The 22,684-nt window shown below is 66.7% G+C and carries 17 protein-coding genes and 1 tRNA gene; 4 read left to right on the top strand and 14 right to left on the bottom strand.

From position 1 onward, the window contains the following. Positions 1 to 230: 230 nt before the first annotated feature. Positions 231 to 303: transfer RNA gene (locus tag ACPUD7_RS05225), tRNA-Thr, on the bottom strand. A 208-nt stretch (positions 304 to 511) separates the two neighbouring features. On the opposite strand from ACPUD7_RS05225, the gene ACPUD7_RS05220 reads away from it, so the two are divergent. Then, a complete protein-coding gene (locus tag ACPUD7_RS05220; RefSeq protein ID WP_425119345.1) occupies positions 512 to 1,630 on the top strand; it encodes a M20/M25/M40 family metallo-hydrolase in 1,119 nt (372 codons plus the stop codon). A 79-nt stretch (positions 1,631 to 1,709) separates the two neighbouring features. Here ACPUD7_RS05220 and ACPUD7_RS05215 read toward each other — a convergent pair whose 3' ends face one another. Both ACPUD7_RS05215 and tmk read right to left on the bottom strand, forming a co-directional pair. Next, the gene (locus ACPUD7_RS05215) at positions 1,710 to 2,843 is read right to left on the bottom strand and encodes a DNA polymerase III subunit delta' (RefSeq protein WP_425119344.1); all 1,134 of its coding nucleotides are present in this window, start codon (positions 2,841 to 2,843) and stop codon (positions 1,710 to 1,712) included. A gap of 1 nt (position 2,844) precedes the next feature. Continuing rightward, the gene (gene tmk / locus ACPUD7_RS05210) at positions 2,845 to 5,754 is read right to left on the bottom strand and encodes a dTMP kinase (RefSeq protein WP_425119348.1); all 2,910 of its coding nucleotides are present in this window, start codon (positions 5,752 to 5,754) and stop codon (positions 2,845 to 2,847) included. A 109-nt stretch (positions 5,755 to 5,863) separates the two neighbouring features. Between tmk and ACPUD7_RS05205 the strand changes: the two genes are divergently transcribed. Then, the gene (locus ACPUD7_RS05205; RefSeq protein WP_425119343.1) at positions 5,864 to 6,619 is read left to right on the top strand and encodes a lipoate--protein ligase family protein; all 756 of its coding nucleotides are present in this window, start codon (positions 5,864 to 5,866) and stop codon (positions 6,617 to 6,619) included. A 9-nt stretch (positions 6,620 to 6,628) separates the two neighbouring features. Continuing rightward, complete coding sequence (locus tag ACPUD7_RS05200) at positions 6,629 to 7,123, top strand: GNAT family N-acetyltransferase (protein ID WP_167194365.1); 495 nt, start codon at positions 6,629 to 6,631, stop codon at positions 7,121 to 7,123. Between the two features lie 204 nt (positions 7,124 to 7,327). Here ACPUD7_RS05200 and topA read toward each other — a convergent pair whose 3' ends face one another. Beyond that, the gene (gene topA, locus ACPUD7_RS05195) at positions 7,328 to 10,192 is read right to left on the bottom strand and encodes a type I DNA topoisomerase (RefSeq protein ID WP_425119341.1); all 2,865 of its coding nucleotides are present in this window, start codon (positions 10,190 to 10,192) and stop codon (positions 7,328 to 7,330) included. Between the two features lie 151 nt (positions 10,193 to 10,343). After that, positions 10,344 to 11,945 carry a DUF7059 domain-containing protein gene (locus ACPUD7_RS05190; RefSeq protein ID WP_425119340.1) on the bottom strand — a complete coding sequence of 534 codons (1,602 nt, stop codon included), beginning with the start codon at positions 11,943 to 11,945 and terminating at the stop codon, positions 10,344 to 10,346. Positions 11,946 to 11,979: 34 nt separating this feature from the next. On the opposite strand from ACPUD7_RS05190, the gene ACPUD7_RS05185 reads away from it, so the two are divergent. Then, positions 11,980 to 14,256, top strand: coding sequence for a DEAD/DEAH box helicase (locus tag ACPUD7_RS05185; protein WP_425119339.1), 2,277 nt, complete (start codon positions 11,980 to 11,982; stop codon positions 14,254 to 14,256). A gap of 66 nt (positions 14,257 to 14,322) precedes the next feature. Here ACPUD7_RS05185 and ACPUD7_RS05180 read toward each other — a convergent pair whose 3' ends face one another. The 9 genes from ACPUD7_RS05180 to ACPUD7_RS05140 form a co-directional block, all read right to left on the bottom strand. Next, the gene (locus ACPUD7_RS05180) at positions 14,323 to 14,640 is read right to left on the bottom strand and encodes an Rv3654c family TadE-like protein (RefSeq protein WP_135537275.1); all 318 of its coding nucleotides are present in this window, start codon (positions 14,638 to 14,640) and stop codon (positions 14,323 to 14,325) included. After that, positions 14,637 to 15,023, bottom strand: coding sequence for a TadE family type IV pilus minor pilin (locus ACPUD7_RS05175; RefSeq protein ID WP_135537276.1), 387 nt, complete (start codon positions 15,021 to 15,023; stop codon positions 14,637 to 14,639). Before ACPUD7_RS05175 ends, ACPUD7_RS05180 begins: the two co-directional genes overlap by 4 nt. 6 nt (positions 15,024 to 15,029) lie before the next feature. Beyond that, entirely contained in the window at positions 15,030 to 15,275 is a 246-nt protein-coding gene (locus tag ACPUD7_RS05170; RefSeq protein ID WP_425119338.1) for a DUF4244 domain-containing protein, read from the bottom strand. A 228-nt stretch (positions 15,276 to 15,503) separates the two neighbouring features. Beyond that, entirely contained in the window at positions 15,504 to 16,106 is a 603-nt protein-coding gene (locus tag ACPUD7_RS05165) for a GNAT family N-acetyltransferase (protein WP_425119337.1), read from the bottom strand. 71 nt (positions 16,107 to 16,177) lie between these two features. Next, positions 16,178 to 16,786 carry a type II secretion system F family protein gene (locus tag ACPUD7_RS05160; RefSeq protein WP_425119336.1) on the bottom strand — a complete coding sequence of 203 codons (609 nt, stop codon included), beginning with the start codon at positions 16,784 to 16,786 and terminating at the stop codon, positions 16,178 to 16,180. Then, positions 16,786 to 17,478, bottom strand: a complete 693-nt coding sequence (locus tag ACPUD7_RS05155) for a type II secretion system F family protein (RefSeq protein ID WP_425119335.1) — start codon at positions 17,476 to 17,478, stop codon at positions 16,786 to 16,788. Before ACPUD7_RS05155 ends, ACPUD7_RS05160 begins: the two co-directional genes overlap by 1 nt. Beyond that, positions 17,475 to 18,647: a TadA family conjugal transfer-associated ATPase gene (locus tag ACPUD7_RS05150; RefSeq protein WP_425119334.1), complete on the bottom strand. Its 1,173-nt coding sequence runs from the start codon at positions 18,645 to 18,647 to the stop codon at positions 17,475 to 17,477. Before ACPUD7_RS05150 ends, ACPUD7_RS05155 begins: the two co-directional genes overlap by 4 nt. Then, complete coding sequence (gene ssd / locus ACPUD7_RS05145) at positions 18,644 to 19,651, bottom strand: septum site-determining protein Ssd (RefSeq protein ID WP_135537281.1); 1,008 nt, start codon at positions 19,649 to 19,651, stop codon at positions 18,644 to 18,646. The genes ACPUD7_RS05150 and ssd overlap by 4 nt, the downstream gene beginning before the upstream one ends. A 245-nt stretch (positions 19,652 to 19,896) precedes the next feature. Continuing rightward, entirely contained in the window at positions 19,897 to 22,371 is a 2,475-nt protein-coding gene (locus tag ACPUD7_RS05140) for a hypothetical protein (protein WP_425119333.1), read from the bottom strand. Between the last annotated feature and the right edge of the window lie 313 nt (positions 22,372 to 22,684).

The raw sequence follows: 22,684 nt of genomic DNA, 5'->3' as shown, positions 1-22,684 counted from the left end.
GGGCCGAGAGGAGACGAATCTTCTCTACGGGACGGGATTCAGCGTCGAGGATGGCAATGGGATCCAGAAGGGCTGGGGCGGCAGAACCCGGTGAGAACCAGCATCGACACGCCCTGCCCATACACACTTTTTGGCCTATAACCCAGTTTTGTACCGAGGTGCCCCGGTACTGCGCCAGACGAGAAAGCCCCTCTGATCATCATTTGTGCTGATCAGAGGGGCTGGTGCCGAGCCGCCTGCGGGAATCGAACCCGCGACCTATTCATTACGAGTGAATCGCTCTGCCGACTGAGCTAAGGCGGCAACCGAACCAACTTTAGCCAACTTCTCTGCCAGTGGTCAAAACGAATAATCCCTTCCTGGGCGGTTCCGACCGAGAGCTTCGTCACCCCCTCTCTGACAGGTGACAGCCGAGTACCTGGCCCACTCGAGAGCGGGTGCCGGCAGGTCACGACCCGACACCCGCTAACCTTGAAAGGACAGTTGGCACAGACACGAGGGTGAGACATCCATGGCAGAGTTCGACTCCGACGACTTCATGAGTGATTTCCAGGCGCTCATCGAATGCGAGTCGTTCTCCAACGACCTCTCTTCCTTGGCCCGCAGTGCCAGACTCGTCTCGCGCATCGGCACCGGAATGCTCGGAGCCGCTCCTCAGATCATCGAGACCGACGGCCACCCGCATGTGCTGTGGCGCTTCGGCACCGGCCCGCGCAAGGTCGTGCTCATCGGCCACCACGACACTGTCTGGCCCACCGGCACGCTCGCCGACTTCCCGTACTCGGTCAAGGACGGGGTGGTCCGCGGACCCGGCGCCGATGACATGAAGGGCGGACTGCTCATCGCGATCTACGCCTTGGCGAAGGTCCGTGCCGAACTCGGCAGCCTCGATGGTGTCAGCCTCCTCATCACCGCCGATGAGGAACTCGGCTCCCCGGGCTCTCGGCAGATCATCGAAGACGAAGCCCGCGGGGCGAAGGCCGCTCTCGTGTTCGAAAGCGGTGCCGCCGACGGTGCCGTCAAGATCGCCCGCAAGGGAGTCGCGATCTACCAGCTTGAGGTCACCGGCCTGGCTTCACATGCCGGAGTCGAACCAGAGAAGGGCATCAACGCCACCATCGAGGTGGCCAACCAGGTCGTCGAGATCGCTGGCCTGCACAAACCGTCGGTCGGCACCTCCGTCGTCCCGACCGTGATGACCAGCGGCTCGACCACGAACACCGTGCCCGCCAACGCCGTCGTCGGCATCGACTCCAGAGCCGCCTCGGCGGATGAACAGGTGCGCATCGATGACGCTCTGCGCGCCCTGACGCCCGCCGTGGCTGGTGCAAAGATCGAACTCAAGGGCGGAATCAACCGCGCTCCGCTCGAAGAGGACATGGCAATGGGCCTCTATGCCCGTGCCCAACGGCTGGCCGGACGACTTGGGCATCCCCCGCTGCGGTCCGTCGCCGTCGGCGGAGGGTCTGACGGCAACTTCACCGCCGGAGTCGGCACTCCGACCCTTGACGGTCTCGGCACCGTCGGTGGAGGCTCCCACGCCCGCACCGAACATGCCCTGCAGATCTGGATTCCCCGCCGCATCGAACTCACCGCGGCACTCGTCACAGAGCTCCTCAGCGAGAGCTGAGGGGCCGACTACTCCCCCGGCGCTTCTCGACGCCGTCGTTTCACGGCCCCGGAACTCAGATCGCGCCGGTGCGGTCTTCCTACAGCCAGGGGTTCGACAGCAGCACGAAGGCTGCTTCGACGATGAGCACCGGCGACATGTTCGTCTGCAGACGCTGGCGAGCCTCGGTGATGGCGTCGATGCGCAGCAGCGTGGTGTCGGGACCATCCCGGTTCGCCTGTTCGGCGATGAGGTCGACTTCGCCGGCGTTGATCCACCCGTCACGGATCCCCAGCTGGTACATGAGGATGTCGCGGTAGAGGCTCATGAGTTCGAGGAAGATCCGGTCGAGCTCATCGTTGCGGGCCCGCACCGAGCGGCGCTTCTGCTCCTCCTCGAGCTTCCTGATCTGCGCTCTGGCCGACGGCGGAATCGTCTTCTCCCCTTCGACACCCAAGGTGGTCAGCAGCTGAGTCCGCTCGGCGGCGTTGCGCTCTTCGACTCGTGACTTCGCGGTTTCGGCAGCGTTGTCGACGATGCGGCCGGCCAAACGGATCGTCGCCCCCACGGAGGTGAGTTTGCCGGGGATCGCGAGAATCTGTTTACGTTCGGCATCAGCCGATTCGTTGAGTGCGAGGTATTTCGCGCGCCCGATGTGGTTCTGGGCCACTGCGGCAGCCCAGTGTGCGCGATCTTCCGAGACGTTGTCGCGCTGCATCAGCAGCTGTGCCACGGCATCCCGAGAGGGGATGCGCAGTCGCACAGGACGACACCGCGACCGGATGGTGGTGAGCACATCGATCGGACTCGGCGCGCACAGCAGCCACACGGTTCCCGGAGGCGGCTCTTCGATGGCTTTGAGCAGCACGTTCGCGGTGCGTTCCATCATCCGGTCGGCATCTTCGATGATGACGACGCGCCATTTCGAGTTCACGGGCGACGCCTGTGCCTTGGACACGAGTTCACGGACCTCTTCGATCGATATGACCGATTTCTGCGTCGACATGATCGTCAGGGACTCGTGATGACCCGACAGCACTCGGGCGGTCACGTCATTCGATTCAGTGCCCCCGGAGATGAGCGCGGCGGCGAAGGCGCGTGCCGCATTCGATCGGCCCGACCCGGGCGGTCCGGTGAACAGCCACGCATGGGTCATCGCCGCCGGGTTGTCGAGCGCATAGCCGAGCTGGGTGATGACGTCATCCTGGCCGACGAGTTCGTCGAAGACGCTCACTTCAGGAATCCTCCCGGTTGGTGAAGCGACGGTTGCTGCGTTCGCGCTGCCGGCGCAAGCGCTCCCGAGCCTGCCGTTCGATCTCGGCCTGAGCCTGCAGTCGTTCACGGCTCATCTCGCGGGCGGTGCGGGCTGGCAGAACCGTGGTCTCCGCGTCCCCGCCGTCGACCGAGTCGCCTGCTGCGTCATCCGTGCCGGTTTCGGCAGGTGGATCGGCACGGTGGACAACGCGAGTTTCGGCGTCTTCGGGGTCGACGCGGTTGACGATCCGAGTCTCAGCATTCTCGTCCGTGGCGATTCGGTCCGTCGGCACCCCATCGGCCTCGTCGCTGTCGTCGACGAGCGCCTCCGAGGCGGTCCCGCTGGCCGGCAGCACCGTGGTCGCCGCGTCCTCGTCGGAACGGTTCGGGGCCTCATCTGAACGATGCGAGCCCTTCGGTTCCAAGAAGGACGGAAGTTCCTCCTCGTCGCCTTCCGAATCCCGGTCCGCATTCTCATCCGCGGATGCCGGGGATGCGCAAGCGGCGGAGCGTTCCCCATTCGCCGAGGCGGCCGGATCCTCCCGCAGATCGGCCCCGAGGTCGACGCGTTCGGTGGGAACCGCACCGGAGATCTCGGCCTCGGCGTCGGTGATCGCAGAGGGAACGAACCGATCGCTGGAGGCCGGGACGAAGCGCGGTCCGCGTTCGTGCACCGCATCGTCGATATCGTCGGGGTCTGTTGCATCAGCGGCTGCTTCGCCTATTGCTTCGCTGCCATCGACGGCGTCGTCTTCAGTCTCGCGGGCATCGACCGAGTCTGCAGAGCTGCCGCCGGAGTGGGCGTCGTCGGAACCGTCGTCTGCCTCGGCCGTGCCGTCGTCGGGCACGGTCCCGGCGGCTACGGCAGCGATCGGCACGGAACTGCGTTCCGGACCGTTGTCGGCCTCAGCCGTCGACGTTGAGGCGGGGGCCGCCTCGGTGCCGGTGTCGCGTTTGACCAGCGTCTGCGGAAGGCGGGCGCGGATGGCTGCGAGGATCCGTTCGGTGAGCTCATCGGCGTCGACCGAAGCGTCGAGGACGACGTACCGGTCGAGTTCCTTGTGGGCACGGGACAGGTAGGTCTGGCGCACCCGCTGGTGGAACTGCTGGTTCTCCTGGTCGAGGTAGTTGCTGTCGCCGCGCTTGCCCATCCGCTCGGCGGCGACCTCGGGTTCGATGTCGAGGACGATCGTCAGGTTCGGCACGAGCCCCTGGGTGGCCCACCGGCTGAGCGCGAGGATCGTCTTCTCGTCGAAGCTGCGGCCGGCCGACTGGTAGGCGATCGTCGAATCGATGTATCGGTCGGTGATGACGATGTTTCCGGCGTCGAGGCTGGGATCGACCAGGGACGCCACATGGTGGGCGCGGTCGGCGGCGAAGAGCAGGGCTTCGGTACGCGGGCTCGGCGGATCGGAGTCGAAGAGGACTGAACGAATCTTCGTGCCCAGTTCGGTGCCGCCGGGTTCGCGCGTGGACTCCACGTGATAACCGTCATCGGCCAGGGCGGCGGAGATGCGTTTGATCTGCGTGGTCTTGCCCGAACCGTCTCCGCCTTCGATGGCGATGAAGAACCCGGCGCCGAGGCGCTCAGCCGAGTTTCCGAGCCCGCCTGCCGCGGTCTCGGGCTGGCTGGGCGGACGGAATCCGTGGACGATGTCGACGGACAGCCCCTGCAGTTTGTGGGGGTCGAACGTGAAGAGTCCGATGACTCCGGCGACGAGAGCGGCGATGCCGAAGATGAGGAACGCGACGTCGCTGGGGGCCAGAACCCAGTCCGGGCTCGAACCGACTTCGACCGTGCCGCCGAGGTCGAGTGCGTTGATCACCAATGCCAGGCCGGCGCCGGCGACGGCACCGTAGCGGCGGGAGAAGTCATAGGGCTGAGCGCGCACGCCGATGCCGACGAGGAACGCGATCGCGGCCGAGAGCACGACCTTGCCGGAGAGTTCGTTGATGCTTCCGGTGGCCAGCAGCAGCACACCGGAGACGAGCAGACCGAAGGTGGACACGCGCGGACGGGACATTCCGGGAGCGAAGGTCGGACCCATCTCGAATCCGATTGCCCATCCGACGAGACAGCAGGCGATGATGACCGCGAAGCCAGCTTGACCGTAGCCGTGGCCGATCGCCGTCGGCTGAGCGAGCATGAAGGTGGCTCCGAGGACGGCGAAGAGGCCGATGCACACCCACGGATTCGAAATCGATTCGGCGGGGCGGGCCACCCGGGCTTTGAGTTCGGGGAACTGCCCGGTCGTCGCGGACTCCGCGTGCAGGGCGCGTTCGGGGGTGAGGAAGATGATCACGGAACCGGCGGCCATGCCGATGCCCACGAGCAGTGACACCCATCCGAGCGCCTGGGTTCCCGCAGCGGAGCCGCCGAGGATCTGGAAAGCGCAGGAGACGAACACGAGGACGGCCGCGGGAATGCCGACACGACGCCACGGCTTCTCATGTCTGAACGGGTTGATGCTCATGAGCAGTCCCACCACGGCGCCGAGGAACAGGGCCGCGACCCAGGTCAGCCAGGCACTGGGAGCGAGGCTGAGGACGACGAGGACCGCGGCTTCGATGATCGCGGAGATCGACAGAGCGGTCTTGCGCGCCGCCGGAGGTCGTGAGGCGAAGACCTTCGAGGGGATGAAGAGACCCGCGCAGGAGAGTGCGAAGACGATGAGCAGCGACAGACTGCCCATCTGGTTGTCGAATCCTCCGGCGCTCAGCGACTCCCCCATGGCGGTGAAGGCGCGTCCGCCCACCGTCGCGACGAGTCCGCTGGTTCCTGCCACGACGTAGCTGATCGCGACAAGAACGATCAGGGCACCCCAGGCGGCGGTCTCGGTGACCAAGCGGCCGGGGGCTCCGGGCAGTCGGTGTCCTGTAGTCGTCAACATGCTCACAGCCCTACACTATCTGCCCGAACTGACATATCTCTTGGAACCCAGTGCGATCTGCGACAACCCGAACCGGGTCGGAGCCTGCCGATCCTCTACCCTTGAACTCGTGCACACAGACAGTTTGGCGATGACCACGGTGGCCGCAGAAGGCTTGGGCCCGGTGGAAGACCTCGCGTTCGCCCGCGTTCTCCTCGATTCGGTCAAGGCCGGACGTCGCGGGGCGACTCTGCGGATGTACCGACCGGCTCCGACCCTGGCGTTCGGTGCTCGGGATCGTTTCCTGCCCGGCTTCGCCACCGCCATCGAAGCGGCCCGGGACCACGGTTTCACGCCTGCTCTGCGCAGCCTCGGCGGGCGTGCGGCTGCCTACCATCCGGGATCTCTGGTCATCGATCACATCGAACCGAGTGATTCGTTCATCACGAACACCACCGCACGATTCACCGGTTTCGGTGAGGACTATGTCGAGGTGCTGCGAGGGCTGGGCGTCGATGCCCGCCTCGGCGAGATTCCCGGCGAATACTGTCCGGGTGAGCACAGCGTCAACGTGGCCGGTCGGATCAAGGCGATCGGCACCGCCCAGCGTGTGGTCTCCGGGGCGTGGCTGTTCTCGTCGTCCGTCGTCGTCGAGGATCCGGATCCGATCCGCGCCGTCCTCACCGATGTCGAAGCCGCCCTCGGAATCGATTGGGATCCGTCCACGGGCGGATCGATCAGCGAGATCCATCCCGAGGTGACGATCGATTCCGTCGCCGAGGCGTTCGCCGCCTACTATTCCGACGCGAATCCGCATACGCCCCTGTCCCCCACCGCCGAGGAGCTGGCCGAGGTGGCCGCCCACGCGGACAAACACCGACTCTGAGGACACACCATGACCGTCACCATTCGTGAAGCAGAGCCGACCGACCTGCCCGACATCCTGCGCCTCGTCCACGCACTGGCCGTCTACGAGAAGGAACCGGACGCGGTCGAGGCCACCGAGGCGGATTTCGCCGCGGTGATGTTCCCCGACGGGGGTCAAGCGAACACGTTCGGCCTCGTGGCCGAATCCGGCGGCGAAGTCATCGGCATTGCGATCTGGTTCCATTCGTTCTCCACCTGGACTGGCAGGAACGGCATCTGGCTCGAGGACCTCTTCGTCGCGCCCGAACATCGCGGTTCGGGAGCCGGGAAGGCGCTGCTCGGTCGGCTGGCGCAGATCTGCCAGGAGCGTGGACTGACTCGGCTCGAATGGTGCGTGCTCAAATGGAACACACCGTCGATCGGTTTCTACGAATCGCTGGGAGCGAAGCCGCAGGACGAGTGGGAGACCTATCGCCTCGACGGCCAGGCGCTCACCGACTTCGCGGAGTCATCGCGCGGCTGACCTCGTCCGTGAGGCTGCTGGAGTACGCGGCCGGTCCATGCAGACCGTGATTGTTGGGTCGATCCACGGTGGAATCGGTCGTGAAATCACCGTGGATCGACCCAACAATCACAGGTCACGGGGAGAAGAGACGACTTTCGCCCTCTGCCTGATGGCTTCAGACAGAGGGCGAAAGTGAACGCTGCGGGCTCGGCAGCCGTCGACTCAGGGGGTCTTCGGCTTGGCCGTGCTCGTCTTCTTCGCGGCGGTGGTCTTCGTCCCTGTCGATTTCGACGCTGTCGACTTGGCAGCCGTGGTCTTCTTCGCAGCGGTGGTCTTCGCCGCCGTCGACTTGGACGCCGTTGACTTCGACGCCGTGGTCTTCTTCGCCGTAGTCGTCTTGGCTGCCGTCGACTTCTTGGCAGGTGCCTTCTTCGCCGTCGACTTCTTCGCCGGCGCCTTCTTCTTCGCCGGTCCCTTCGCCCTCTTCTCGGCCAGCAGAGTCGCTGCTCTGTCGAGAGTCATCGACTCGACGGAGTCGTCTTTGCGCAGAGTCGCGTTGAACTCACCGTCGGTGACATAGGGCCCGAAGCGACCGTCCTTGACGACGACCGGCTTCTTCGAGATCGGATCCTCGCCGAGTTCTTTCAGCGAAGCCGCGGCACGACGGCCACCGCGCTGCTTGGGCTCGGAGTAGATCTTCAGCGCCTCTTCGAGGGTGATGTTGAAGATCTGCTCTTCGTCCGTCAGCGACCGAGAGTCCGTGCCCTTCTTCAGGTACGGTCCATAGCGGCCGTTCTGCGCGGTGATGTCCGTGCCCTCTTCGTCCTGACCGACCACACGCGGCAGGCTGAGCAGCTTGAGCGCGGTGTCCAGATCGATGGTGTCGAGGTTCATCGACTTGAACAGCGAACCGGTGCGCGGCTTGGGTTTCTTCGCTCCGCGCTTGGGCTTCTCCTCCGGCTCGGGAAGCACCTCGGAGACATAGGGGCCGAAGCGACCGTTCTTCGCCACGATGGTGTGCCCGGTCTCCGGGTCGACTCCGAGTTCGCGGTCTTCGCCGCCCTGAGTCTCGATGAGCTCGGCCGCCTTGGCGGCTGTGAGCTCATCGGGAGCGAGATCATCGGGGACGGAGACCCGCTTCGGATCTTCGCCCTCGACTCCGGACGGCACCTCGAGGTAGGGACCGTACCGGCCGACACGCAGGTTCACACCGTCGCTGATCGCCACGGTGTTGACCTCACGGGCGTCGATGTCACCGAGGTCGTCGACGATCGTCTTGAGGCCCTCGCGGTCCTGAGTCTGGTCACCGAAGTAGAACCCGGCCAACCAGTCATTGCGGTCCTCTTCGCCCATCGCGATCCGGTCGAGTTCGGATTCGAGATCGGCAGTGAACGCATAGTCGACGAGCCCGGTGAAGTGCTCCTCGAGCAGCCGCACGACAGAGAACGCCAACCAGCTGGGCACGAGAGCATTGCCGCGCGAGGTGACGTACCCGCGATCCTGGATCACCGAGATCGTCGCCGCGTAGGTCGAGGGTCGGCCGATGCCGAGCTCTTCGAGCTGCTTGACCAGGCTCGCCTCCGTGAAGCGCGGCGGCGGTGCGGTCGTGTGACCGTCGGCTTCGGCCTTGACCACCGACAGCGCCTGGCCCTCTTCGACCTGCGGCAGGCGGGATTCGCCGGACTTCGTGTCGTAGCGGGAAGCGTCCTGCCCCTCTTCGTAGGCGGCGAGGAAGCCGCGGAAGGTGATGACGGTGCCGCTGGCGCTGAATCCGGCCTCGTGGCCGTCTGCGAGCGCGGCACTGACCTTGATCGTCGCGGTCTTGCCCTTCGCATCGGCCATCTGGCTGGCCACGGTGCGCTTCCAGATGAGGTCGTAGAGACGGAACTCATCGCCGTTGAGCTGTTTGGACACCTGCGCCGGGGTGCGGAAGGAGTCACCGGCGGGACGGATCGCCTCGTGGGCCTCCTGCGCCGACTTCTGCTTGCTGGCGTACTGACGCGGTGACTGCGGCACGAACTCGGGACCGTAGAGCTCGGTCACCTGCTTCCGGGCTGCGGCGATGGCCTGGCCCGAGAGCGACGAGGAGTCGGTACGCATGTAGGTGATGTAGCCGTGCTCGTACAGCGACTGAGCGGTGCGCATGGCCTGGCGGGCGCTCATGCGCAGCTTGCGGCCGGCTTCCTGCTGCAGCGTCGAGGTCGTGAACGGGGCGGCAGGACGGCGGGAGTACGGCTTCGATTCCACCGCGGACACCGTCAGAGCGTTCTTCGCACTGCCGTTGAGTTCGGTGGCCAGAGCTTCCGCCCGGGCCTGGTCGACGACCGTCGCCGAGGTGTTCTTCAGCTGACCCTTGTCGTTGAAGTCACGTCCCGAGGCTACACGGGCCCCATCGAGGGTGGTGAGGTTCGCGGCGAACGGGTTTGTTCCGTCGGGCAGCCCGAGGTCGATGTCGAGGTCCCAGTAGTCGGCGGGCACGAAGGCCATGCGTTCGCGTTCGCGTTCGACGACGAGCCGGGTGGCCACAGACTGGACACGTCCGGCCGACAGGCCGGCTCGGATCTTGCGCCACAGCACGGGTGAGACCTCGTAGCCGTAGAGACGATCGAGGATTCGACGGGTCTCCTGTGCATCGACGAGCGAGGTGTCGATGTCGCGGGTGTTCTCCAGAGCGCGTTCGATCGCCTCAGGGGTGATCTCGTGGAAGACCATGCGTTTGACGGGGATCTTCGGTTTGAGCACCTCGAGCAGATGCCAGGCGATGGCCTCTCCCTCGCGGTCCTCATCCGTTGCGAGATAGAGTTCGTCGGCATCCTTGAGCAGGCGTTTGAGCTCGGTGACCTTCTTCTTCTTGCCCGGGTCGACCCGATAGTAGGGGTCGAAGCCGTTGTCGACGTCGACGGCGAACTTGCCGTAGGGCCCCTTCTTCATATCGGCGGGCAGTTCCGAGGGGGTGGGCAGGTCGCGGATGTGCCCGACCGACGCCTCGACGTCATAACCGTCGCCGAGGTATCCCACAATCGTTCGCGCCTTCGTCGGAGACTCGACGATGACGAGGCGACGGGGCTTCTTCTCGGTTGTGGTCACGCTTTCACATTCCTCTCACGGCATCTGCTGCTCGCTGCAACGGACGATCCGGCCCAATGTAACACTGTTGAATGGGCCTGATCGTCATCGGCTGGTTCGGCCCTGACCCTGCCCGGACTTCACCGGGACACGGCATCAACGGTTTACGATCCTATCCCCTTCCCCCGCCGTCCCGGGTCGCCGAACCCTCGGTCGAGTCGATGTCCGGCAGCAGCACACCCGCTGCAGACAGGGCTCTGACCTGGGCGATGAGCTGATCTTCGAGTGCCGTCGCATCGACGTCGAGCAGCTGCGCAAGCGCGCTGGCCGTCTGCCGCAGAGTCAGCGATCCATCGGCGACGGAGACGAATCCCGCCAGCGCCGTGTCGAGGTCGAACTCCTGCCCGAAGCCGATGCCCTGCTCCAGGGTGATCGAGCTCGGTTCCGATTCGCCGGGCACGAAATGGCGATGTTCGACAAGGTCCGGTGAGCGTGTGAACGCAGTCGCGGCGATCTCCTCGGGCCCGACCGACGCCAGCCAGGACCGGATCGCGACGATCGTGGTGAGGAATTCGGCGAGTCCGTGCGGATTGCTCGCCGGCGCCGAGGTGGTCCTCACCCGGGTCTTGAACGTCCCGGAGCCGATCGTTGGCACATCGTTATCGGCCCGTGTCATGAGCACGTACCCGAAGACGATCTCGTCCACAGCTCTCGTGGCGAAGTCGGCGAGCCAGGCGGCGACCGCGGTGTTCCATGCGGCGCTGGCGCGCGGGATCCCGCCGTCGCGGATCCAGGTCTCGGCGTAGGCGATGGGGTCGAGGGCTTCGCGTTCGATGACGAGAACCGAGGTGTCGTCTTCGCTGACCCAGGTCTCCGGTCCGTCCGCATTCGCCGAGGTGGTCTCCCAGTTGCCGAGGCAGACGCTGCGTCCGCCCGGGCTCAGTGCCGCAGGGATCTGGGAGAACAGCGTGCGCACGAGCGCGTCTCCGGTCATTCCGCCGTCCCGGTATTCGAAGGTCGTGTCCGTGCTGCGTGGGGTGATGACGAACGGCGGGTTCGACACGAGCAGGTCCACGGGTTCGTCGACCGGTTCGAGCAGAGATCCGTGCCGGAATTCGATGGTGTCGACACCGTTGAGCTCAGCCGAAAGCGCTGCCAGGTGCAGGGCGCGGTGAGAGGTGTCGGTGGCGATGACCCGTGTGCTGTGGCGAGCCAGCAGCAGGGCTTGGATGCCGCAGCCGGTGCCGATGTCTGCGGCCAGTTCGACCCGGTCACGTGGAGTGATGGACACGAGCGTGCGTCCGGCCCCGCCGAGTCCGAGGACGAACTCCCCGTCGAGAGCCTCCGGAGTGGTCAGGGTGCCGTGATCGGCGACGAGATAGAGGTTCTCATCCCCTGTGCGGAAACCGCGTGGAACTCCCACCGGAAGGTCATAGGGAGTGAGGGCGAACGGTGCGCTGACTTCATCATCAGTGATCTCGATCAGCCCCGCCTCGGCGGCGGTGTCGACATCCTCACCCAACACGGCGCGGACCGCTGAGAGATCGACTCTGCGGTGGAAGTGGAACAGCAGGGCCAGATTCGCCAGGCCACGGTCGAATTCGGTGGCCGAGTCATCGACGAGCACCTGAGTGCAGCGGTGAATGGCCGGAGCGGCGTTGTTGCGAACGAGAGCCTCCGAGGTCGCGGCACCCCAGAGTTGCCGCAGCCGCGGCTCGGTGTATCCGGCACGGTAGAGGGTCTCGCTCAGGCGGGTCAACGGAAGATCAGTCACAGAAGAATCCTAACGACTGCGCCATAATTGACCCATGGCCTCCTCCGCTCTCCTCGATATCGTCACCGCTTTCGGTGCCCGGGATGAGCGCATCGTCCACGTCCGCGACATTCCGCAGCGTTTCGAGCACGATGCCGACTGGCCCGACTGGATCGACGAGGAACTCAAACACGCCTGCCATGCCATCGGCGTCGATGCCCTCTGGCATCACCAGCTCGAAGCCGCGAACACGGCTCGCAGCGGATCCGACATCGTCATCGCCACCCCGACCGCCTCGGGGAAGTCCTTGGGGTTCTGGCTGCCGGTGATCGAATCCATCCAAGCCACCCGAGACAAGCTGCGCACCGCCTCGGCGCTCTACATCGCCCCGACAAAAGCGCTCGCGGCCGATCAGCTGACCAAACTCGAACGGTTCATCATCCGAGGCATGCGGCCCGCCGCCTACGACGGGGACACCTCCCAGGCGTCGAAGGACTGGGCGCGACGGCATGCGAACATCATCTTCACCAACCCGGACATGCTCCACCGCGGCATCCTGCCCCAGCACGAACGCTTCGCGCGGATGTTCAAGAATCTGCGGTTCATCGTCATCGACGAAGCCCACCGGTACCGCGGCGTGTTCGGGTCCCATGTCGGCCTCATCCTCCGCCGGCTGCTGCGCATCGCCGCCCACTACGGAGCATCGCCCGTCGTCATCGGGGCTTCGGCGACGATGGCCCAGCCGGATGCGGCGTTCGCCAAGCTCACCGGGCGGCCCGCGCACGCCGTGACCGAGGATTCCTCCCCACGGGCCTCAGGCTCCTTCGCACTGTGGGAGCCGCCCGTCTCACCGGGCGGGGACAGACGCAGCGGACTCGTCGAAGCCGCCGACGTCATCACCGATGCGATGTGCGCAGGCTTCCGATCACTCACCTTCATCGCCTCCCGCCGCGGCACCGAGGCACTCGCCCAGACCGTGCGCGATCAGGTCGGCGAGGTCGATGAGTCGCTGACCGGAAAGATCGCCGCCTACCGCGGAGGGTATCTGGCTGAGGAACGCCGGATGCTCGAGACCGCTCTGCGTTCGGGGAAGCTGCTGGCAGTGGCGTCGACGAATGCCCTGGAGCTCGGCATCGACATCTCCGGGCTCGACCTCGTCATCATCTCCGGCTGGCCCGGCACTCTGGCCTCCCTGTGGCAGCAGGCCGGTCGTGCCGGCCGGGCCGGACAGCGGTGGATGGCCGTGTTCATCGCTCGTGACGATCCGCTCGACACCTATGTCGTCCACCACCCCGAAGTCATCTTCGACTCCCCCGTCGACGCCGGGGTCATCCATCCGGGCAACCCACATGTGCTCTCCGGACATCTGTGTGCAGCCGCCGCCGAGGTGCCGCTGAAGGAGGGCGATCTCGTGCACTTCCCGGACAACTCGGCCGAAGTCATCGACGACCTCGTCGAGCAGAAGCTGCTGCGGGCTCGTCCGACCGGATGGTTCTGGGCCAAGGACCAGCCGGCGACCGACCTGTCCGATATCCGTGGATCCGGCGATGGTCAGTTCCGTCTCGTGGAGGCGAGCACGGGCACCCTGTTGGGCACGGTTGATGAGTCCGGGGCGCACACGGGAGCCCACCCGGGTGCGGTGTACACGCATCAGGGGATCGATTTCATCGTGCTCGATCTCGACCTCGAGGACCACATCGTCGCGGTCGAACGAGCCGAGGTCGACTACACGACGCAGCCGCGTTCGCAGACGGAGATCGAGATCGTCGACACCGATGCGCAGCGGGTTCTGCCGTCGGGGATCGCGGTGTGCAGCGGCACCGTCGACGTCAAGGACCAGGTCGTGGCCTACCGGATGCGGGCGAAGCGGGGCGGGGCGATCATCGCCGAACACGAACTCGACCTGCCCGAGCGCACCCTGCGCACGAAGGCCGTGTGGTGGACGGTTCCGCAGACAGCGCTGGACGAGGCCGAAGTCGCAGCCGGGGATCTGCCCGGTGCCGTTCATGCCGCCGAGCATGCCTCCATCGGGCTGCTGCCGCTCTTCGCCGGCTGCGACCGGTGGGATATCGGCGGGGTCTCGACGGCTCTGCACGCGGATACCGGCATGGCCACGGTGTTCGTCTACGACGGGCTGGCCGGCGGTGCGGGTTTCGCCGAACGCGGGTCCGAGGTCTTCGAGGACTGGCTGGCTGCGACCAGGGATGCCATCGCCGCGTGTGAGTGCATCGACGGATGTCCCTCATGCGTGCAGTCGCCGAAGTGCGGAAACGGCAACGAACCCTTGGAGAAGGACGCCGCTCTGCGTCTGCTGCGCATCGTCCTGCGCTGAGGATCCGCGGTGAGCCGCAGGGCGGCGGCGCTGCTTCGGTCGTCCTCAGCCACCGTCGACCGGGTCCTATCTTCCTGCGACGGCTTTCTCCCTGACCTTCGGCAGCGGGCCCGGGATGTCGACTTCGACAGCGACATACGCCGACTGCTCACTCAGCGACGCCACACAGTCGCTCAACGACCCGCCGTTGCGTTCGGCCACCTCCTTCGCGATCTCGCACGGTTCGCCGGTCGCCAGTCCGCGCACTGCGTCTGCAGCGGCCAGCGCCGCCAGGTCCGCGGCGTTCTGTGCCTGGCTGTAGGCGGCGAACGCCTGGGAGAGGCTGCCGACGGCAGTGACAAGGACGAGCACGATCGAGCAGAGTCCGACGACGATGTTCATCATGACGGCCCGCTCCGATCTCCTTCGTATCGGGCGGTGGCGTTCGCATCGACCGTGTCGAGGAAGAAGATCGCGGCAGGCAGGCGAATCGTGACCGTGACGACCGAATAGCCTCCATCGGCGCGCACGGCGACATTCGCCGAGCTGCCGGCGTGCTTCTTCGCTTCGGCGATGACAGCCGCCTGGGGTTCGCCCCGGGCGATCTCACGGGCCGCCGAGCGTGCCGCGTCGAAGGCGCGCAGCTGGGAGAATCCGATCGCGGCAGCTCCCGTGAGCACAACGAGCAGGAGCACGACGGCGGGGAGGACGACAGCGAATTCCGCCGTTGCCGTTCCCTCATCGCGCTCGTGGTCCCGGTGTCGCTGACGGGAGCGTCCGCGTGCCATCTCGGCTCAGGCTCCCAGCCCGAGTGCCGAGGAGATGACCCCGGTGACGAGTTCCTTGATCGGTTCGGACTTGAGGATCACGACGAGCAGCGCCGCGAATCCGCAGGCGGCCAATGTGGTGATGGCGTACTCGGCGGTGGTCGCTCCGGTGTCGGCCTCCCAGAACTGATCGATGCTCTCATCGCCATCGACCGATTCGATCCGGTCGACGGGCGGCCCGTCGGTTTCCGGGGGCGGGGATGTGGTGCTCATGCTCTCCTCCTTGGCAGCAGACCCGTTCGCACTCTGCGAGCGGAACTTCAGCCTGGGAGCCAGAAGGCAGCGATGTCGAGGGTCGAAATCGTCCCTGTGGAAACCGTGCCGCCGTCCACAGGGAGATCATGGACGAGTGGCCGGGCCGTCCACAGTCATCGGCGCCGAAGTGGCGTGATGACCAGCAGGTCCGCACCGGGACCGGTGCCGGGTCGATGCACGGGTGGTTCAGGTGTTTCCGGCCCAGTCGTCTCTGAGGATGGCCATGATCACTTCGTCATGACGGCGACCGTTGAAGAACACAGCCTCGCGACGACGCCCCTCCTCGACGAACCCGGCCTTCGCATAGGAGGCGATGCCGCGGGTGTTGAACGCCCAGGTCTGCAGCTCGATGCGGTTGAGTCCCAGCTGCAGGAAACCGTAGCTGACAGCCAATCGCACAGCGTCCGAACCGTAGCCGCGACCGTGGAATTCGGGGCCGAGGACGATGGCGAGTGTCGCGGACTGGTTGATCGGGTTGCGACCGTAGAGGGTGACGTGCCCGACGAACTCCTCGGTCTCCGTCAGTTCGATGCTGAAGCCGACCGCCTCGCTCGAGGTGTTCGCGCTCCACTGAGAGAACTGCTCGGAGACTCCGCCTTCGGGTCGTGGGAGAACCGTGTGGTTCTGCAACACGACGATCGAGGGGTCGAACCACCATTGTTCGAGGTAGGGAAGATCGTCCTCTCGCAGAGGTCGCAGTCGCACGGAGCGACCGACGAAGAGATTTTCGGCGTATTCTTCCGCCTGTTCGACATTGGACAGCTGGTTGAAAGGTGTGACCGGTGCCATTCGTCGACCCTATCGGTCGACCCGGAAAGCCACCAACTCACCACCCCGGCTGCGACCGAGGATCCGACCGTTCAGAAGAACACGGTCGTGATGTCGGAGAGGAGGGAGATGACGACGGGGACGACGGACAGCAGCAGGAATGCCGGCAGGATGCACACACCCAACGGCAGCACGAGCTGCACGCCCAGCGCCGCAGCGGCTTCCTGCCGGCGACGGCGTGACGAAGCCCGCAGCTCCTTGGCCACGGATTCGATGAGCGGTGCCGGCCCGACGCCCGAGTGTTCGGAGAATTCGAAGACCTCGAGCACCGGCAGCAGCCGGTCGTCGTCAGCGAGTTTGCGGCCGCCGATCGTCATCGCCCGCCCGATCCGCCGCAGACCCGACCGGTCGCCGGTCGCTTCGGCCGTGAGCGTCAGTGCCACGGGAATCGGCAGGCCCGAGGTCAGGCAGATCGCGACCAGATCGAGGTCGAAGGCCAGCTGGTCATCGGCGACGGCACGAGCAGTCCCCGCACGGGAGTGCCCGGGCCCCGGTTCGGTGGGGGCCGCCTCGGTGATGGTGGGATCCTGTTCCTTTCCCGGCTCGCCGAGGAGGCTGCGCAGGCGGCGGTCGGTCGAGCCCGCCCACAGCAGCACTGCCAGGGCGATGAAGACTCCGGCGAGCACGGGCAGCATGATCATCACTTCTGGGCTCGCCGCATCATCGTCCGCATCCACCACCGGCCGAGGACATACAGGGCCAGACCGGCGCCGATGCTCAGCTGTCCCGGCAGCCCGGTGATGAGTTCGAGGGGTCTGACCCCGATGAGCAGGCCCAGGCCGATGCCGATGAGCGGCAGCCAGCTGAGCACCCGCACCGTCGACTTCGGTCCGGCCATGGCGATCCGGCGTTCGCGTTCGGCGTCGAGAGCGTCGCGTTGGGCGGCGGCGTAGCGCAGGATCATCTCGGCTGCGGGTGCTCCGGAGCGTTCGGACACCGTCCACACCGCCGCCATGCCGGAGAGCACCTCGGCGGCGGGGCCGGGAAGGTCGGTGCTGTGGGCGGCGATGGCACGGCCCGGTTCCTCCCCGAGGCCGATCGCCCGCGCAATCGGTGCCAAGGCATCGTTCTGCCGGCTCAATGTCACGATCACCGCCTGTGGAGTCATTCCCACCTTGAGCAGGTGGGCGCAGTTCTCCACGGCCGCGATCGCCCACAATCGATCGGTCTGCGCATCCGGTGCCCGGCCGCCTCGGCGAAGGATTCCGGTCGCTGTCGGTCGCGGTTCGGTCTCGGCGGCGGGGTGGAGCAGTTCACGCAGCCGCGCACCCGCGTCCAAGGGCGCGGCCAGGACGATGCCCAGGGCCACGAGGACGGCGGTGAGGATGATCATCCCGCGGACTTCTGTTCGAGCACGGCTTCGAGCCGGGCCAAGGCGCGCCGGTTGGCCGTCCCCGACGATGACGGCGACGGTCGGCCCCACACGGGTTCCATCACCACGCCGGTGCTTCCGGTGCGGGTCGGGATCGCGAGTTCCGTGACACCGCGGTGGGAACCGGTCCGGCGCAGGTGGATGACGAGGTCGATGGCCGTGGAGAACTGGGAGAACACCGCCTCCGGCGTCATCTTCGCCAGGGCGCCGAGTGCGGCGACTCGGCTGGGCACAGCATCGGCGGTGTTCGCGTGGATCGTCGCGCACCCGCCTTCGTGTCCGGTGTTGAGTGCGGTGAGCATGTCTCGCACCTCCGCCCCGCGACACTCGCCGACGACGAGGCGGTCGGGTCGCATCCGCAGGGCGTTGCGCACAAGATCGGCCATGGTCACCTCGCCACCGCCTTCGACATTGGCCTGCCGGGCGGCGAGCGCAACGACATGCGGGTGGGTGACGATGAGCTCCCGGGAGTCCTCGACGATGACGATGCGCTGGACGTCTTCGACGAGGGAGAGCAGAGCGCCGAGGAGGACCGTCTTCCCCGTGCCCGTTCCGCCCGAGATGAGGATGTTCGCCCGTGCTGTGACCGCCTCGGTGAGCAGGGGGCTGACCTCGTCGGGGACGAATCCCTCTGCGCACAGCTGAGAAAAGGGGAACCCGGAGCGTTTGGGCACGCGGAAGGAGATCGTCGTGGTCTCGCCGGAGATGGGCGGAACGATCGCGTTCATCCGCACCCCGTCGGGCAGGCGGACGTCGACATAGGGGCTGGAGTCATCGAGGCGGCGTCCGCCGAGTGCCGCCAGACGCACCGCCAGGGATCGCACTTCGTCTTCGGACCCCAATGACAGGTCGAGCAGGCGGGGCCCGTCACCGGTGTCGGAGAAGATCTCCCGCGGTCCGTTGACGAAGACGTCGGTGGTGCCGGGCACCTCGAGCACGGCCTGCAGGGGCCCGGCACCGGACAGTTGGGCCGAAAGCCGAGTGACGAGTTCGAGCAGAGCGGCAGAACCGAGCACCCGTCCGGTGCGTTGGACCGCCTCGGCGACGGCGGCCGTGGTCACCGGTCCGGGCTTGTCGAGCAGGGTCTTGCGGACGTCGGCGACGAGGGAGGCATCGAGCCATTCGCTCATTCCACCCACTCCCCCAGCAGACGGTCGACGAGGCGGCCGAGGTGGGCGCCGCCGGGGATGCCCTCCCCGCGGTCGACGGCGGCTGAGAGTCCTCGGTCGTCACGGATGCTTCCGGCCAGGTTCAGTCCGATCGAGTCGGCGAGGAGGTCGGCATCGAGGCCGCCGGCCCCGGTCTCACGGACGACGAGGCGGACATCGGGGTGGGCGTGGGACAGCCGTTTCGCCACCTGGGAGGAGGCGACGGCGGAGCGGACTCGCGCCGGGGAGACGAGGAGGACATGGTGGCAGCGGCGGGTCCACTGCGGTGGGGCGTGGCGGGGCAGGTCGACGATGACGAGGTCGAAGGCCTGACCGGCAGCGGCGAGGAAGTCGTCGAAGACGTCCGGGTCGAGGTCGACGGTGTCGTCACGTCCCCAGGACAGCAGCGCGAGGCCTTCGTGGCGGGGCAGAGCGTCGGCCAGCGTCGACGGACGCAGCTGTCCGCGGGAGGCGCTGAGGTCGGTCCAGCGGGGCCCGGGCACCTGTTCGGCACCGAGGACGAGGTCGAGTCCGCCGCCGAGCGGGTCGGCATCGACGAGGACGGTGCTGACATCGGTCCCGGCTCTTCTGGCCAGGGCGCAGGCGAGCACGGAGGCACCGGCTCCCCCGCAGCCGGCGACGACGCCGACCGTGGTGCCTGGGACGTTGGGAGGCTCGATGGCCGCGATCATCCGCCCGCTCAGCCATTCTGCTGCCGCGGGCAGAACCGCCAGCTGGTCCACACCGAGGTGGGCCGCCTTCGCCCAGGTCGAACCGGGCTCGTCACCGTCGAGGACGACGAGGATTTTGTCGGCGCGGTCGGTGGCAGGAGCTTCTCGCACGTCTTCGCCGAGGAGGATCAGTGACGCTGACTGCCAGCCTCCGGAGTCGGGTGGCAGAACGGTGAGGGCGATGCCGATGCTTTCGGCGACGCGGGCGCATTCTTCGGTGATCGCGCCGAGGTCGGTGATGAGGGCTACCTGCATGGCGTGAAGCCTGCCCGCAGCACGCGGGCACCGACCAGGCTGCAAGAACCTCCTGTGGATGGGATGGCGAAAGGGCGCCTCCTGTGAGTTCGAGTCACAGGAGGCGCCCCTGTCGGTGCCGCTGGGCTCATCGCCCAGGTCAGCCGTGCTGCGCCAAGCAGCCGGTCACGCGTGGCCGGGCCCGGGGGCGCCGGCCGGTCCGTGTTTCATCCACAGCACCGGTGTGTGAGTGGATGCGCACCGGTTCAGCCGCGCTGGATTCCCTCGATGTTGCGCAGGATTCCTTCGCTGCCGTCGGTGTCGCGGACCTTGAACCAGGAACCGTTGTCCTCGAGGCTGAGATACCAGTCGCCCGGGTAGATCGTGAACACGGGCAGCCCGGTCGTCGGATCCACGGCTTCACGCGGCTCGGGAACGGCGAACCAGAACGCCTGGACGATGGTGCGGCCGCCGTCCTGCTCGTTGCCCTGGTCGTTGCCCTGGCCCGCGTGGGTGCTGCCCTGGCCGGCATCGGCCGGAACCGGCTCATTGTCGATGGCGGTCTGAGCCACGGTGTCGTCGTCCGTGCGGTCCGATCCCGAGTTCGCCGGGTTCTCGGCCTCGGGACGGTTCCGGTAGCTGGCGACGGGCACGTACTGCGTCGGCTCTTCGCTTTCGGGAGCCTCGGTGCGCTCCGAACGGGTGGCAGTCCCGTCGGCCGCAGGGACGACGTCCTCACCGGCTGGGGTGTTCACGACAGTCGCCTCGGAGACCCCGATGCTGGCATTGTCCTCGGCGTCGTCCGACGCAGAGGCCGCGGCCGGCTGTGAAGCCGACTCCCGCTGTGATGTCGGAGACGGCTGCTCGGTCGACTCCTGCGGGGAGTCCGACTGCTCTGCGGAGTCCGACTGCGGTGCGGAGTCTGACGAAGACTCGGAGGCGGAATCGGACGAGGAGTCCGTCACGGGCTTCGCTCCGGTGTCTCCTCCGTCGATGGCCGCGTCTTCGGCAGTTCCAACGTTCGTGTCCGAGGTCTTGGCGTTGACCTTCGATACGAGGTCGCTGCTCTCCGCCGGCGAGACGACCGTCGGTGCCTCGTCCTCCGACACTGGGGCGGGGTCCGCGGTCGCAGTGGGTTCGGCGGAGCCCTGAACCTCGTTCGTCTCAGCAGCGTCTGAGTCCGGTGCGGCGTGGCGGCCGCGGCGACGCTCGGAGTCCGAGTGCGCTGCGGCGACCCCGGCCGCCGCAGCGCCGGCACCGATCACACCGGCGCCGGCAGCCGCTGCCCCGGCGCCTGAATGCGTCTCGTCATCGGATTCTGTCGGCTGGTCAGCACGGGCCTCGCTCTGATCGTGGCCGGCGCCGACGCCGAAGGTCTGAGTCGGCTCGCTCTGTGAGTGCTGCGGAGCGTGCGAATCTCGACGGCCGAGGTAGGTCTGTCCGTCGCCGGTGCTGTGGACCGGTCCGTCAGCGTTCGAATGCTCCGGAGAGGCCGCGAAGGCATTGCCCGAACGCTCAGCGTCCTGCTGCTGCGGCGGCGCATAGGGGTTGGGCTGCTGCGCCTCGTCGGGCTGCCCGAACCGCGGCTGGTCCGGCTGCCCGAACTGCTGCTGGTCCGGCTGCTGGCCGGGCTGCCCGGAAGCGGCGAACTGGTTCTGACCGAACTGGTCGCCCCCGGTCTGATGCGGCTGACCGGCCTGACCCGGCTGACCGGGTGCACCGAATGCGGCTGCTCCGGGGTGGCCCGGTCCCGGCTGACCCTGTCCGGGCTGACCCGATCCCGGCTGACCTGCCCCGGCAGGAGCCGAACCGTAAGGAGCGAACCCGGGGCCGCCGGCGTTGCCGCCGGGAACATTGGCCACCGGCGCCGGATGCGGCGTGTGCTTGGAGACGGGACGTGCCTTCGGATGGGTTTCGATGGCTTCGCGAACGGCGAATTCCTGAGCGAAGAAGGGGATCATCGTGAAGACGCCGGCGAAGAAGGCGATCAGCGCGGCGAAGAACGTCAAGTAGGCGCCGACGTGCCACAACATGACCGAAGTGATCAGATCGACGAACGCGAAGGCGAACGCAACAGCCGATACCGCCGAGATGAATTGATCGAGGCTGAGCGAACCCACCCGCATCCGACCGTTGCCGAGCTTATTGACGAGTACGGCCGCGACGATCAGCAGGATCGCCAGCACCTCGAAGACGAGCGGGCCGATTGTGGTGATATGCCAGTGCCACAGGGTGTGAGAGTACCCGAAATAGAAATCGCTGCGATTGGGCACGAACAGTGCGATGAACGCGAGCAGACCGGCGAACAGGAGGAAGAGGTCCCGCAGAGTCAGCGGACCGATGAGACCCGGGCCGGTCTTCTGCTTGGGTGCAGGAGCCTGACCGAACTGTCCGGGCGCGGAACCATAGGGTCCAGGACCCGAACCATAGGGACCGGGTGCCGAGCCGTATGGGCCAGGGCCCGAACCGTATTGTGCCGGTGCCGGCGCCGGGGCCGAACCATAGGGTCCCGGTGCCGCGGCGTTCTGGCCGGGTGCGGAACCATAGGGGCCGGGGGCGGAACCGTAGGGCCCGGGTGCGGAGCCGTAGGCCTGACCTGGTCCGGAGGCGACCGGCCCTGGACCTGATCCGTAGACGGGCGGCTGGCCGCCGGCCTGCGGTGCGTTCTGGCCTGGGTACTGCGGGGGCTGATCCTGCCACGGATGCGGCCCGGACCCGGTTGGATGCTGCGGCGAACTCATCGCTCACTCCACTCGATCTTGGGGAAAAGGAACAGTGTTGCGGTGCCTGCACGGGACGAATCCCGACAGACTCTGCCCCCATCCTTGCAGAACACAGGGTGCCTGCGCACTCATCTGCGCATACTGAACTGCACTCGGATCCGTCCTCGTCCCCTCGCCGAGGCGGCCCACCGTCCTCGTCGACCACACCGGCTTGCCTGTGACCTATACCACGCAATTGTCGTCATGGCTACCCCCGATTCCACCGTTCATCGGCCGAAACTGCCCGTCTTCGTCCCCGTCTGCGGGTATACAGTGCAACTAGAATTTCGAT

The sequence above is a fragment of the Brevibacterium sp. FAM 24630 genome, assembly GCF_049804075.1.
Taxonomy (GTDB): domain Bacteria; phylum Actinomycetota; class Actinomycetes; order Actinomycetales; family Brevibacteriaceae; genus Brevibacterium.
Note: the sequence above shows the minus strand (reverse complement) of the source record. Positions and strands in the feature narration are given on the sequence as shown.

Bases quoted from the DNA above. Each gene is read 5' to 3' on its own strand.
- ACPUD7_RS05220 (WP_425119345.1), top strand. From the start codon at position 512: ATGGCAGAGTTCGACTCCGACGACTTCATGAGTGATTTCCAGGCGCTC.
- tmk (WP_425119348.1), bottom strand. From the start codon at position 5,754: ATGTTGACGACTACAGGACACCGACTGCCCGGAGCCCCCGGCCGCTTG.
- ACPUD7_RS05200 (WP_167194365.1), top strand. From the start codon at position 6,629: ATGACCGTCACCATTCGTGAAGCAGAGCCGACCGACCTGCCCGACATC.
- ACPUD7_RS05185 (WP_425119339.1), top strand. From the start codon at position 11,980: ATGGCCTCCTCCGCTCTCCTCGATATCGTCACCGCTTTCGGTGCCCGG.
- ACPUD7_RS05180 (WP_135537275.1), bottom strand. From the start codon at position 14,640: ATGATGAACATCGTCGTCGGACTCTGCTCGATCGTGCTCGTCCTTGTC.
- ACPUD7_RS05175 (WP_135537276.1), bottom strand. From the start codon at position 15,023: ATGGCACGCGGACGCTCCCGTCAGCGACACCGGGACCACGAGCGCGAT.
- ACPUD7_RS05170 (WP_425119338.1), bottom strand. From the start codon at position 15,275: ATGAGCACCACATCCCCGCCCCCGGAAACCGACGGGCCGCCCGTCGAC.
- ACPUD7_RS05165 (WP_425119337.1), bottom strand. From the start codon at position 16,106: ATGGCACCGGTCACACCTTTCAACCAGCTGTCCAATGTCGAACAGGCG.
- ACPUD7_RS05160 (WP_425119336.1), bottom strand. From the start codon at position 16,786: ATGATCATGCTGCCCGTGCTCGCCGGAGTCTTCATCGCCCTGGCAGTG.
- ACPUD7_RS05155 (WP_425119335.1), bottom strand. From the start codon at position 17,478: ATGATCATCCTCACCGCCGTCCTCGTGGCCCTGGGCATCGTCCTGGCC.
- ACPUD7_RS05150 (WP_425119334.1), bottom strand. From the start codon at position 18,647: ATGAGCGAATGGCTCGATGCCTCCCTCGTCGCCGACGTCCGCAAGACC.
- ssd (WP_135537281.1), bottom strand. From the start codon at position 19,651: ATGCAGGTAGCCCTCATCACCGACCTCGGCGCGATCACCGAAGAATGC.
- ACPUD7_RS05140 (WP_425119333.1), bottom strand. From the start codon at position 22,371: ATGAGTTCGCCGCAGCATCCAACCGGGTCCGGGCCGCATCCGTGGCAG.